The following is a 12,118-nucleotide window of genomic DNA, read 5'->3' on the forward strand; positions in this document are numbered from 1 at the left end:
ACCGGCACCTGCACCACCTGCCACCGCCCACTGCCCAGAACGTCCACCACCAGCCCAAACCCAAGACCCAGAGCAACCTAACGGAGTCCTACTAGCCGCCGTGCGCGATGCGATCGGCCGCCTCTCCAGGCGCGCTGCCCGCACAGTGGGCCTCGGTGGCGAGTTTTACGCCACCACTCTCCCTGCGGCGACACCTCTGTGCTTGTGGATTGCCCCTGACCCGGAGTCGGGGCCGGCCTCAAGGTTGTTGCCTGTGAGGCCGGTTGGCACATTCTTTACTTTGGGTGTGCATGACAAGAGTTGAAGTGATCCTCTAATCTACTTAGTGATTCAGTTCTTTGAATCGACTGGAGTCCCACCGGCGTATCTGCACAACAGGCACGTTTCGCAATGCCTTCCAGTTCGCACGGTCAGTCACTTCCGCACCACCGCACGGTAGTTCGCGACCTTGGCTGTGCCGTCGACGAAGAGGGTTCGTCCGGGGTCGCGTGTGGCTTTCATCCCCCAATCACTGAGGAGACCCCTCGTGCGTATGAAGCTGCTCGCCGCTGCCCTCACCGCGGCCGCCGCCACCCTGACGTTCACTACGTCCGCCCAGGCCAGCCACTCATGGGGCGGCTACCACTGGGCCCGTACCTCCAGCCCCTTCACCCTCAAACTCGGCGACAACCTCAGCTCCGGCTGGAAGAGCTACCTGAGCACCGCGTCGAGCGACTGGTCCTCGTCCGCCGTGCTCGACACCACTGTCGTGACCGGGCAGTCGAACAGCGCCTGCCGGGCCACCAGCGGGCGGGTCGAGGTGTGCAACAGCACCTACGGCAGCAACGGCTGGCTGGGTCTGGCCTCGATATCCCTGAGCGGCGGGACCCACATCAGCTCGGGCACGGTCCAGGTCAACGACACGTACTTCAACACCTCGACGTACAACACGGCGGCGTACAGAACCATGGTGATGTGCCAGGAGGTCGGGCACACCTTCGGCCTTGATCACCAGGACACGAACCAGACCAACGCCAACCTGGGCACCTGCATGGACTACACCAACAACCCCTCCGGCCCGCCCAGCAACCTCCACCCCAACTCCCACGACTACAGCCAGCTCTCGTCCATCTACTCGCACCTCGACTCGACCGGCACGGTCGGCCTGACCAAGGCCGTCCCGGCGGTCGGCAACAGCAAGGCGAGCTGGGGCAAGCGCATGGAGCACTCCGACGAGTCCGGGGTCGACACCTACGTCCGTGACTTCGGCAAGGGCGAAAAGGTGATCACGTTCGTGTACTGGGCGAACTGACGTCCTAACTGCCGTGAACGGGGCGGTCGGAGTGGTCCGGCCGCCCCGGGGTCCGGAGCGGAGGGAGACGTGAACGGGTGGGTCGGGGCCGATCGGCTCGGCAGCCATCTGCTGGAAGTGGGCACCCGGGCGATGCCCTCGTTGCGCTCCCGATGTCCGTGGAAGCGGCGACCGCATCGCGCTGAGATGGCGAACGCCTGATCAGGCGCGCGCAGGAGCGCCCGCTTCCACGCTCGCGCCGCCGGGCCGATGGGCTCGCTGCGCCTGCTGCACCCGCCATCCGTACCGGGTGATGCCGCGAGGTTTGTAGATCGACAGTGCCGTGGTCGTGAGCAGGGCGGCGACGGCAGCTGCGGCGTCGAACAAGAGCTGGACCCTCATCCCGTGGAGTTCGGAGCCGGACAGGGGTCCCCGTGCCGCCGCATCCGCCACTCGATCGGCGATCTGCATCAGAAGGAACGTGGCGACCAAGGTCAGGGTGAGCTTTGCACCGGGCTCATCGAGGTGCCCGTCGAACTCCCACCGCGGGCCCTGGAGCCACCATTCGAGGAGTTCACGAGAACCGTTGATGAGCGGGACCAGGCGCTCCTTCTTCTGACCGCGGCTGCCCTTTTAAGTCGGCCAGTGAGATGGCCCTCCCTCCCGGTACGGGCAAGTCAACACACCTGCTTAGTTCGATTCCTCCACAGAGCAGACGCCTCCCGGTCTCGTGAACATCTGCTGTCGGTTCTGGTGAACATAGCCACCTGGCTTTGTCGACGAGAACGAGCAGCAGTTGTTCACCACTTCCGGAGGCACCACGCCCGGCCGCTGTTCGAACTGCGGGCACGGCCTTGCTGCGGAGTCCTCAGGCCGTCACTCAGACCTGAGCATCCATGCGTCCGAGATGTGCGGCCCGGTGAAGCGCGGTCCGCCGGGCGGACGTTCGAGATCTTGCCGATTCTTCAGAGCCACCTAATGTCCCCTTTTCGCTATAATGCCTAGATGTCGAGATATGGGCGAGGCAAAGGGTCTCTACTGGTGCTGTCGAGTGATCGCCGTAGAGGAGAAGTCATGGCCGTGTTCACTGCCGCTCTGGTAGCCCGTCACAGCAACAAGCTCGTGTCCGTCGTCGCCTCGGGAACCGAGGATGGCGCCGAGGTCGTCCAGTGGACCGACAAGAACAAGACCAACCAGCACTGGAACTTCGTGGCGACGACGGGCGGGTACTACAACGTCATCGCCGTGCACAGCGGCAAGGCCCTGTCCGTCATCGCCTCGGAGACCGAGGACGGTGCCGCAGTCGTCCAGTGGACCAATAAGGCCAAGACCAACCAGGAGTGGAAGCTCGTCCAGAAGGACGACGGGTACTTCTCTCTGGAGGCACGTCACAGCGGCAAGATCCTGTCCGTCCTCGCCGAGGGCACCGAGGACGGCGTCAAGCTCGTCCAGTGGACCGACAAGGGCAAGCCCAACCAGCAGTTCCGCCTCGGCTGAGCCGCACCCTCGGAGCCCCGCCGGTCATCCCGGCGGGGCTCCGTTGCGTCCGGCTCCTCCTCGGCCTCCGGCAACTTTGCGGCCGGGGTGGCGGAGAACGTCACCTCCGACGCCGGGACATCGAACAGCGGCCGGGCGTAGTGCCTCCGGAAGTGGTGAACAACTGCTGCTCGTTCTCGTCGACAAAGCCAGCGTAGCGGCGATCGGCGCGGGTGTTGCCCTGGGTGTCTGGCGGGTGATCATCGGTACTGCCTCCGGGGTGAGTTCGGCTGAGCGAGCGGGACAGTGACAGGACTCAGGTGCTTGCGTCTCGTCCTGGCGGGCACGGCTCCTTCACCCCGTAGGGCCGGAAGCCGGGGCACGAACAGCAGCGGCCGGGAGGAAAGATTCCGGGGCACGACGAAGGCCCGGACACCTGGTCCGGGCCTTGCGCTGTCGAAGTCCTCTAGCGGGTCGAATGCCAGTAAGGGAGTCGGAGACCTTCCGTCTACTCGCGCTCTTTCCGTGAGCGGTTGGCGACCCAGTCCGGATCGCGTACGGACGCCAGCGCTCGCGACTCCGGGCTCGGGGACAACCTGCGCCCCTCGGACGCTGCCAGGCTGCTGGCGTACTCCCGCACGGGTGGCGCTCCCTCAAACTGCGGCGACCTCGTTCTCGTGGTGCTTGCCTGGCACTCGGTAAAACGCCTGGTGGAGGGCAAGGGACACTTGGGATAGTTGGGGCGTGCCACTCCTGAGCAACATGCCCCCCGCGCGAATCGACTCTGTCATGCAGCATCCCGCGCACGTGAAGACGGTGGAGAGTCTGCCGGGCTTCATCAGCGATCTGCGGATGTGCCAGAACCTCGGCGACTTCGTCGCGTTCCAGGAGAATCTGCTGTCGGCCACCTTGACGGCGACCCAGGCCCGGGCGGAAAGATCCCGCGTGGCCAAGCGCCTGCGAAAGGGGGGAGAGGCTTCCGCCTGACGCTCCGGAACTGCCTGAGGGCGACCCGCACGACGTTGACGCCTGGAAGCTGGAGCTGGACGTGTACGAGCGGGTCATCCGCCAGCTGCGCTCCATCGGTGACGCGCTGGCTTGGCGCGTCCTGGGCTACAACCGCTCTTACATCCTCGCTCTGTGCCGCAACGAGTCGCCCGGGCCGATGCACCTGGACAAGAAGGGGACGCAGCACGAGATCGAGTTCGCCGCCGAACAATGGCGCGACCACCGCCGGTTCACGTTGCTGCACGACCTCACCGACTGCTTGCGTATCGGCGATGCCACCGTCTTCCACGACGGCGACGACGGGTGGCAGAACATCTACCTCCACGAGCTGAAGTCGAACCCGAACGCACGCGACCGCGTCCAGGACCTGCGCCTGAAGGCCGCTGCGGAGGCGACCCAGAACTTCGGCCGGCTCCCCGGCGATATCCGTGCCCGCCTGGTGGACACCGGCGTGCCATACGCCACCCACCTTCCCGCGCTCGCGGATGCGCTCAGCCTGGCTCATCGGCGCGGCATCCAGACCATGAAGATCCCCGGTGGCAGGGCATTGCTCGCCTTCGACTTCTCAGCGGCGAGGAACCGATGGGGCGAGGAAGAGGCGGGCCAACGTTTCGAGTCCGCGTACTCGTCGCTGCTGCGACGCGCCCGCCTGACGACGGGGACCCGCATCTGCTTCTCCAGCGGAGACAGCGTGGCTCGCGGACGGCTCACCCCACCGTGGGGCATCTATCCCCTCCAACCCGCCCAGTGCGCCGCCCTCATCGCCGACTTCCTGGTCTTCACCGTGACTCTGCGCTCCGATTCCCTCGTAGAGGAACTCGGCAAGTGCGGGATGGACGCGCGCTGGTTGCTCCCGAACGGTGTCGAGCCGACGTCGCCGGGGCAACCAGTGCTGGAGCTCCGTCCTGCGCAAGAGGTACTGCGGAGCTTGGGCACCGGCCCGGTGCCGGTCGGGCACCACGATCGCGTCTGCGGGTACTTCTGCGACATCCACTACCGCGACCGGGCCATTTTCTGCGATGGCGCGCTTGGCGATGAGCTCCCCCATGTATGGATTTCCGCCTCCGCCAGAGCCAAGAATGGCAGCTCCCCGAGCTAGGTCAGCGATATCAGCCACATTCAGCTCTCGCATGTCACTGTCCTTTCTGAAACCCTGTGACATCGGTGCCATCACCGGATGCACCCTCGCTCGGCCATCGCCGTCACCGTCGCGTGCTGTGGCTCCTTAGCGGCGCGATGAAACAGGGGTCATGCGCTTGAGAGAACGCAAGACATGTGATTTGCTAGATAGTGATCGCCACGACAGGGTCTCGAGTTGGATTATACTCGTCCCAGCATCACTGCAGGTCGAAAGAGGGGCCTCCGATGCGCAGCGACTACCAGAACAACAGCAGCAGGGCGTCTCATGTGGCCATCCCTCAGCACGTAGCCGTGATTCTTCAATCAAAATGTGCCACGCGGCTTCCGCAGATCCGATGGAACGCACTGAATCCCGAAAGAGGGATCCGCCCTATCCCCGGGGTTGCGGGAATCTATTTCGTTCCCTTGGGGTCCGAGAATTCCGCAAACGGGCGAAGAGAGGAACAGATCCTTCAGGCGTCGACGCGTGCAACACGCCGACTCAAACGCGTTGGCGAATTCTTCGGAACTGGTCATCCGACAGGTGGTGACAGTGCGCTGGGGATTCAAATTGGAGAGAGAGGGTCCGTCGTCATCTTTGGGCAGGCTTGCTTCCGCCAAAAGCAGCATCATTTCCTGCACCTTAAAGGCGCTAAGCAGCTTCCCGTCGCACCGACCAACGTGAACAAAATTAACCTGGTGACCGGCCCCTGCCTGTTCAGCAACCGCGCGTTGCGGTTCTTTGACGAGTCCGGCGGACTATACAATATTCTCATCGCGCAAGGAGGTCCTCCACCCCGTCGCCTCACGCAGGTCCAGGTGGATGACGAATTCTCGCTGTACGAATACGAATCCGTGCTCCGGCAGACCAGAGTCATCGCCGATATTGTGAGCACCTTGCCCGCCGCCGCGTCGTTGACGATCACAGTCGACATACCGCGCGTGCAATACTATTTCTATTTGCTAGATGCCTTCCGTAACGGCCTTGTGGACTCCGGTCTGGCCTTGGATTGGATCCATCTAGTCGACCTTCGTCACGCCCGCCTGACCGAGCTATTCCGGAATCGTCTTTCTGTAGGACTTCAGGGCATATCGAGCGGCAAGGTCACTATACGTGAGTCCGAAGCGTTGAATGATCTCGCTCCGTACATATACGATGCTGTTGCCAGGGAAACTTCACTCAGTCTTGAGTAGGCCCTTGCCCTACTAACTTCCAAAGACGCAGCCTGGAAGTTGCTGCTTGAATTCGCACCGCCGACCGATCTATCGGCGCTCGGCCCTGCCAGCTACGTCGTAGAGGAATTGCGTGCAGCGAGTACCCTTGAGGGAATTGGGCTGAATTTGGGTATTCTGGTTGAGAATTTTTCGGAATGGAAGATACTCCAGCAAGCCGGCCGTATCCTTGATCAAATTAAGAAAGCATCCCCTTCCCGTGAATCGAGCCCCAGTATTCTGCTCGGCTTGTATCCGCTCGAACGGATGCTGAACGTCGATTACTCGGGGAAATGGTCGAATCTTTATTTTCGCGACCCTGGCCGCTATGCCATCGACGAGAACGGAAGCGCAGTGGACCTCTTCAACGTAGTCGAGTCCCTCTATTCCCTCACGTCCGCAGGGGCGAAACCCCTTGATTTATTGTAGGCTCCGCGCGAGTCGCGCCCACGCAATTCGCAGTCCGGAGCGACAGCCTCAACAAATTTCTAACGCATCGCGATTCCTGCCGCATCGTCGCTGTCGGCATGGTTAAACTTCGATCTTTGATTTGCCGGTTGTGCTGGAGATGTTGCTGACGTTGAAACCGGTGCACCCGGACGACATCACGCCGGCAAGGTCGGTAACCGGCGTGTAGGGCGGACCTGGACGATCAGTGACTAGAACGACAGCGACCTCTTCGAGTAATGCTCGGGACCTGTGGATCGATCTCGGGTTGAACGCGAAGGGCCGTACCTTCCCGAGCGATCGATTGATGGTCATCGAGTAGGCCAGTGCTGCGAACACCGGTCGGGAAAGCGTCCCGTGTTTAGCGTAGTCAACGCCGACGGCACCACCAGCGACGGTTCCTCGCTCATCGACGAGATCGCCCGGGAGGGTGCGAGACGGATGCTGGCCGCCGCGCTGGAGGCCGAGGTCAATTTCTGCATAGCCGAGATGGTCGTCCAGCAAGACGAGAGGGGGCGCCGTCTGGTGGTTCGCAACGGCTATCACCAGCCGAGGAAGGTGATGACCGCAGCCGGGACGGTCGAGGTGAAGGCCACGCGCGGTGCTGCCCCTGCTCTACCTCCACGCCCGTCATCCGGCGACTTTGTGCCCGCGCTCGAGCAGGTCCTCGGCTCCGCAGCCGGTCTGTCCCCGGCCACAGGGACCCGTCTGACTCCCCAGTGGCGGGCTGACTACGAGGCGTTCGGCGAGTTCCGCGACCGACTACGTCTAGGTCTGGGCCGATAGCATCCACCTCAAACCGCCTCAAGCAGGGGCGCGGCTTGGCCTCCCGAACCGACAAGCTCGCCATGGCCTACCAGGCCGCACTCCACCTCGCCGGCACTCTCACATATGGACCCGACGCTGACCAAAGAGACAGAACCTAGGTCACTTTCCTGGTGCGGTGCTGCTCGGTGCGCCGCGTTCGGGCAGGCGCCAGCAGATCTCGTCGTGTTCCCTGAGGTGCTGCCAGGCGGCCAGGAGACGGCAACGGACCAGCTGGTCGAGGAGATCCTCCACCTGCTGCGGGGACTGACCGCCGAGCCGGGCAAGGACGTCGACTTCCGCGCTGCCGAAGCCGTCGGACGTGTGGGCTGCCAGCACCAGAGCGGTGAGCTGCACCGCGGGGGACATCCCGCGCGGCGCGACCAGCGGGACGGGGCGCAGGGCCCAGTGGGATGCGCGGGCGCGGACACGACGACCGGATGTCTGGGTCTGCATGTCCGCATCGAGCAGATGCGCTTCCACGTGGGCACGTCGCGGGAGGGAACAGCGCAGCCACCCGGCATGTTCCAGCTCGGTCCAGAGCTCGGCACGGCCGTGCAGCCGCATGCTGCGCAGAAGACCGCTGGGGAGCCGGACGCGGCCTCGGCCGTCGGCGCGCAGGGCGCATTGCAGGGCCAGCAGCCGGGCGGCGGGGGAGGAGAAGCGGGGCAGCGCCACCCCGAGGTAGGTGAGCATTTCCCGCACGCGCAACCGTTCGCCCGGTCCGTGCGGGGGACGAGTGCGCGCTGCCGCACCGGCCGGCCGTGCGTGCGCGGAGGCCGGCAGGGTGTCGGGTACGACGGCGGTGTTGGTGGTGGCGGCCGCGCAGGCGGCGCATGCGTCCGCGAGGCGCCACACGCGTCCGCTGCGGTCGCAGGTCAGCGCCAGGAGAACGGGGCCGGCGCAGCCGCGGTGGCGCGGGTGCCAGGAACAGTTGCGGGCCCGGCACTGGCAGGTCCGCAAGTGCCGGGGCAGCACATCGCGCCGGGCGTGACGGGCCAGGTGGGTCAGGGCGACGGAGCGGGCTGAGGCGGCCTGCAGCCGGTAGCCGTGCAGCGTGCATTGAGGGCAGGTCAGCACCGGCCCGCCCGGCTGCGGGTGCAGCTGAACCGTCCAGATGCGCTGCACCGTCTCGTGCGTGGAGAGCCTCATCGGGCTCGCTGTCCTCCGATCTGCGGGCCGTCGAACGGGCGCGTCCCGGAAGGAGGGAGGGGAGCGCCTCGCAGCAGCGATCCCCACACCGCCACTGTCACCCCTTCCCTAGCAAATAGTGCAGAGGTCTGCACTGACAGGGCAGGGTTCTGCACCGTCGGATGGTGGGGTGACGATCTTGCCGCCCGACCCCGACCTCGCCGCGCTGCGCGTGACACTCGCGCGCCTGAGGGTCGAGCGCAACTGGACCTTCGACGAACTCGCCCGCCGCAGCGGTCTGGCCCGGCGCACCCTCATCGACCTGGAACACGGCCGCACCACCGGCAGCGTCACCACCTGGCACGCCCTCGCCCACGCCCTCGGCGTCCCCATCGACGAGCTTCTCGGCTCCCTGTGCGCAGACCACACCCCACCCGGCGCGCCGCAACCGTGAACCGCCCGTCAGGCCCCTCCGTCGCCCAGGTGCGACATCACCTGAACAGGCGACCCGCCCTCGATCACAGGTTCGCCCACTCGTGCGGGCGTTCCCCGGGATTGCGCCATCCGCAGGACACCGTGAGCAGCTGTCCAGGCGCAGCGGCGCGCCGCCTGGCACCTTCACCGCCATGTGCCCCAACTCCGCATCCACCGCATGCCGCTGGGACGGCAGCCCCCGCGACGCCCGACCCCGACGCCCGCTGCGCGTGGCCGCCACCAGCCCCAGCCGCCTGCTGCGCACCGGCCAGAGCAGCCGCTGCCGCGCGTGCGGCAACCCCATCGACTTCTACCAGCGCGCAGACCAGCGCCCCATCGTTTTGCACCCCGCCGAACTGGCCGCTGCCCTCGTCCCCGTTTCCTGCCGCTGGCACCTGAGCTGCGGCATCGCCCACCCGCACGGTGACGGCAGCGCCTGGTGCCGCATCCCCCACGCCGTGCTCTGCCCGGCCCGCACCCCGACCGTCCGCCTCACCGCCCACGTCGAGGAGATGCGCCGCCAACTCGGCGTCCGCTCCCGCCGCCTGATCGACTCAGGTGTTTTCGCCCCGGCCCCGCCGCCCCCACCCGAGCCGGCCCCCGGCAGCGCCCGGCCTGCCCGTCCCGTCGTGCAGCTGCTCCTGGGCCGCTATCTCGCCGACCGGCCGATCGAGGACATCCGGTGTGTGGCCCAGACCCGGCACCGCCGCCGCTGTCCGCTGCCCGTACTGGCTCCCGGCACCCCCAAAGGGGTCTGGAAGCTCCTGCCCGCCGGCCCCCAGCGCGGCCAACTCACCCTGCCCACCGGACCGATGGCCGTCTACGACCTCAGCCGCCTGCCGTACGGGGAGCAGCTGCGCTGGCGCACCCAGCACTGCCCCGCCCATGCCGCCGCGCCGAACGCCGCCGACCTCGCCCTGGCCAGATGGCAGGTCTTCGACCCCCTCCTGCACGCAGCCCACATCCGCACCGGCCTTCCGCACGGCCCCGGCGGCCAGGTGTGACGATGGCGCACCACGCCCTGGAGATCACCCTGACCCGGCCCCTCACCGCGGCCGAGCTCCACCACGCCGCCCGCACGATGCCGCTCGCCCCCAACCGCGACGCCACCCGGCTCATGACCGTCGTACGCGCCAAGACCCCGGGAAAAGCCCTCACCCGACTGCGCCACCAGATCGGCACACGGCTGCCCGTCGACGTCATCACCACGCACTACCCCGACCGAAGCGGCAAGGTCCTCCTCAACGTCGCCTTCGCGCCCGCCGCACACACCGCGCTCAGGGCGGCGGCCGACCAAGCAGCACAAACACCCCAGCGCTTCCTGGAGCTGGCCGTTCACCGGGCCCTGGCCCAGCACGCCGACGCCGAGGCCGACCGCCTCGAACGAGCTCTGCAGCACCTGCTCGCCCACACCGCCCCAGCCCATCTCCTCACGGCCGTCGGGCACTGCCTGACCCGCACATCCGGAGCCGCGCCGTGCTGAACCCGACCGACGAACAGGCCGCCGCGGCCGACGCCTTCCACGCCGGCGAACACCTGGCCCTGCAAGCCGGCGCGGGCACCGGCAAGACCACCACCCTGACCCAGCTCGCCCACGCCACCCAGCGCCGCGGCCGCTACCTCGCCTACAACCGGGCCATCGCCCAGGACGCCACCAGGCGCTTCCCCAAAAGCGTCCTGTGCAAGACCGCCCACGCCCTGGCCTACGCCGCCGTCGGCCACCGCTACGCCAGCCGCCTGGGCGCCGCCCGCCGCCCCGCCTGGCAGACCGGCCAAGCCCTCGGCATCACCAAAGCCATCCGTGTCGGCGACCGCGACCTGTCCCAAAAGACCCTCTCCTATGTCACCCTGCGCACCGTGGCCCGCTTCTGCCACACCGCCGACGCGACGATCACCCGCCACCACATCCCCCACCTGCGCGGCCTGGAAGAGCCCAGCCTGCACGCACAACTCGCCGCCCACCTCGTCCCGTTCGCCCGCAAGGCATGGCTGGACCTGCAGCACCCCGACGACGGTGCCGTCCGCTTCGACCACGACCACTACCTCAAGATCTGGGCCCTCACCCAGCCGAAGATCGACGCCGACTTCCTGCTCCTCGACGAGGCCCAGGACACCAACCCCGTCGTCGAGAAGATCTTCCTCGCCCAACGCGACCACGCCCAGCTGGTCATGGTCGGCGACTCCGCCCAGGCCATCTACCACTGGCGCGGCGCCAAAGACGTCATGGCCGGCTTCGACGGCACCCAGCTCGCCCTGTCCCGCTCCTTCCGCTTCGGCCCCCGCCTCGCCGAGGAAGCCAACCGCTGGCTGCACCTGGCCGACGCCCCCATCCGTCTCACCGGCGCCGACACCGTGCCCACCGAACTCGGCCCCGTCACCCGGCCCGACGCGGTCCTGTGCCGTACCAACGTCGGCGCCATGGCCCAGGTCATGGAGCTGCTGTCCGGCGGACACCGGGTCGCGCTGGCCGGGGGAGGAGACAGCCTGCGCGCTCTGGCCCTGGCCGCCCGCGACCTCAAAGAAGGACGCCGCACCACCCACCCCGAACTGGTGCTGTTCACCACCTGGGGCGACCTGCAGGACTACGCCGCCTACGACCCCGCCGGCCGCGACCTGCAGCCCCTGGTCGACCTGGTCGACACCCACGGCGCGGACGCCATCCTGGCCGCCGTGGCCCACCTCGCGCCCGAAGACCAGTCCGAGGTAACCGTCTCCACCGCGCACAAGGCCAAAGGCCGGGAATGGGCACAGGTGAAGATCGCCGACGACTTCGCCCCACCCTCCGAGGGGCAGCCGCACGACACGGGGCAGGCAACCGTCCGCCGGATCGACGACAAGGAGGCCTGCTTGGCCTACGTAGCCGTCACCCGTACCCGGCGCCGCCTCGACATCGGCGGCCTGTCCTGGATCAACGAGCATCCGGAAGGAGCATCGGCCGGTCCTCAGCCACCGCGGTGATGCCCAGGGCGGTTCCTGGCGTTCGGAGCCTCCGCCGGGAAGATGCACGGAGAGCAGCGGCACGGAACGCAAGGGACGGGCGGCTGCCTCTGTCGGTGACGGCGCATGCGAGAAGTCCTCAATGGTGTCGACGGTCAGGCAATTCCCCACGATCTGCATGATCAGCGTCATGTAATTCCCCACCCCTGCGATCACGACTCCCCATGGGGACAGCGAATC

At 66.7% G+C, this 12,118-nt stretch carries 12 protein-coding genes and 1 pseudogene; 10 read left to right on the plus strand and 3 right to left on the minus strand.

The window, feature by feature from the left end:
• Positions 1 to 526 precede the first annotated feature (526 nt).
• The gene (locus tag M2271_RS42000; RefSeq protein WP_280892745.1) at positions 527 to 1,291 is read left to right on the plus strand and encodes a hypothetical protein; all 765 of its coding nucleotides are present in this window, start codon (positions 527 to 529) and stop codon (positions 1,289 to 1,291) included.
• A gap of 201 nt (positions 1,292 to 1,492) precedes the next feature.
• Here M2271_RS42000 and M2271_RS42005 read toward each other — a convergent pair whose 3' ends face one another.
• Positions 1,493 to 1,741: a hypothetical protein gene (locus tag M2271_RS42005; protein WP_280892746.1), complete on the minus strand. Its 249-nt coding sequence runs from the start codon at positions 1,739 to 1,741 to the stop codon at positions 1,493 to 1,495.
• Between the two features lie 603 nt (positions 1,742 to 2,344).
• Between M2271_RS42005 and M2271_RS42010 the strand changes: the two genes are divergently transcribed.
• The gene (locus tag M2271_RS42010) at positions 2,345 to 2,767 is read left to right on the plus strand and encodes an RICIN domain-containing protein (protein WP_280892747.1); all 423 of its coding nucleotides are present in this window, start codon (positions 2,345 to 2,347) and stop codon (positions 2,765 to 2,767) included.
• A gap of 768 nt (positions 2,768 to 3,535) precedes the next feature.
• Complete coding sequence (locus tag M2271_RS42015) at positions 3,536 to 3,733, plus strand: hypothetical protein (protein ID WP_280892748.1); 198 nt, start codon at positions 3,536 to 3,538, stop codon at positions 3,731 to 3,733.
• Positions 3,734 to 4,319: 586 nt separating this feature from the next.
• On the opposite strand, the gene M2271_RS42020 is transcribed toward M2271_RS42015, so the two are convergent.
• Positions 4,320 to 4,925 carry a DUF917 family protein gene (locus tag M2271_RS42020; protein ID WP_348539239.1) on the minus strand — a complete coding sequence of 202 codons (606 nt, stop codon included), beginning with the start codon at positions 4,923 to 4,925 and terminating at the stop codon, positions 4,320 to 4,322.
• A 194-nt stretch (positions 4,926 to 5,119) separates the two neighbouring features.
• On the opposite strand from M2271_RS42020, the gene M2271_RS42025 reads away from it, so the two are divergent.
• The 3 genes and pseudogenes from M2271_RS42025 to M2271_RS42035 all read left to right on the plus strand — a co-directional run.
• Entirely contained in the window at positions 5,120 to 6,067 is a 948-nt protein-coding gene (locus tag M2271_RS42025; protein ID WP_280892750.1) for a hypothetical protein, read from the plus strand.
• A gap of 39 nt (positions 6,068 to 6,106) precedes the next feature.
• The gene (locus M2271_RS42030; RefSeq protein ID WP_280892751.1) at positions 6,107 to 6,514 is read left to right on the plus strand and encodes a hypothetical protein; all 408 of its coding nucleotides are present in this window, start codon (positions 6,107 to 6,109) and stop codon (positions 6,512 to 6,514) included.
• Positions 6,515 to 6,889: 375 nt separating this feature from the next.
• Positions 6,890 to 7,301, plus strand: a pseudogene (locus M2271_RS42035) (IS256 family transposase); the annotation flags it as partial.
• Between the two features lie 158 nt (positions 7,302 to 7,459).
• On the opposite strand, the gene M2271_RS42040 reads toward M2271_RS42035, so the two are convergent.
• A complete protein-coding gene (locus M2271_RS42040) occupies positions 7,460 to 8,488 on the minus strand; it encodes a hypothetical protein (RefSeq protein WP_280892752.1) in 1,029 nt (342 codons plus the stop codon).
• 169 nt (positions 8,489 to 8,657) lie between these two features.
• On the opposite strand from M2271_RS42040, the gene M2271_RS42045 reads away from it, so the two are divergent.
• From M2271_RS42045 to M2271_RS42060, 4 genes are all read left to right on the plus strand, one after another.
• Positions 8,658 to 8,921, plus strand: coding sequence for a helix-turn-helix transcriptional regulator (locus tag M2271_RS42045; RefSeq protein ID WP_280892753.1), 264 nt, complete (start codon positions 8,658 to 8,660; stop codon positions 8,919 to 8,921).
• 172 nt (positions 8,922 to 9,093) lie between these two features.
• On the plus strand, positions 9,094 to 9,945 hold the full coding sequence (locus M2271_RS42050) for a DUF6083 domain-containing protein (protein ID WP_280892754.1): 852 nt from the start codon (positions 9,094 to 9,096) through the stop codon (positions 9,943 to 9,945).
• Between the two features lie 2 nt (positions 9,946 to 9,947).
• Positions 9,948 to 10,424, plus strand: a complete 477-nt coding sequence (locus M2271_RS42055) for a hypothetical protein (protein WP_280892755.1) — start codon at positions 9,948 to 9,950, stop codon at positions 10,422 to 10,424.
• Positions 10,421 to 11,899, plus strand: coding sequence for a UvrD-helicase domain-containing protein (locus tag M2271_RS42060; protein ID WP_280892756.1), 1,479 nt, complete (start codon positions 10,421 to 10,423; stop codon positions 11,897 to 11,899). The genes M2271_RS42055 and M2271_RS42060 overlap by 4 nt, the downstream gene beginning before the upstream one ends.
• Positions 11,900 to 12,118: the final 219 nt, after the last annotated feature.

This window comes from Streptomyces sp. LBL (assembly GCF_029893585.1).
GTDB lineage: Bacteria > Actinomycetota > Actinomycetes > Streptomycetales > Streptomycetaceae > Streptomyces.

Bases quoted from the DNA above. Each gene is read 5' to 3' on its own strand.
- M2271_RS42005 (WP_280892746.1), bottom strand. From the start codon at position 1,741: ATGCAGATCGCCGATCGAGTGGCGGATGCGGCGGCACGGGGACCCCTG.
- M2271_RS42015 (WP_280892748.1), top strand. From the start codon at position 3,536: ATGCAGCATCCCGCGCACGTGAAGACGGTGGAGAGTCTGCCGGGCTTC.
- M2271_RS42020 (WP_348539239.1), bottom strand. From the start codon at position 4,925: ATGGCACCGATGTCACAGGGTTTCAGAAAGGACAGTGACATGCGAGAG.
- M2271_RS42010 (WP_280892747.1), top strand. From the start codon at position 2,345: ATGGCCGTGTTCACTGCCGCTCTGGTAGCCCGTCACAGCAACAAGCTC.
- M2271_RS42050 (WP_280892754.1), top strand. From the start codon at position 9,094: ATGTGCCCCAACTCCGCATCCACCGCATGCCGCTGGGACGGCAGCCCC.
- M2271_RS42025 (WP_280892750.1), top strand. From the start codon at position 5,120: ATGCGCAGCGACTACCAGAACAACAGCAGCAGGGCGTCTCATGTGGCC.
- M2271_RS42055 (WP_280892755.1), top strand. From the start codon at position 9,948: ATGGCGCACCACGCCCTGGAGATCACCCTGACCCGGCCCCTCACCGCG.
- M2271_RS42040 (WP_280892752.1), bottom strand. From the start codon at position 8,488: ATGAGGCTCTCCACGCACGAGACGGTGCAGCGCATCTGGACGGTTCAG.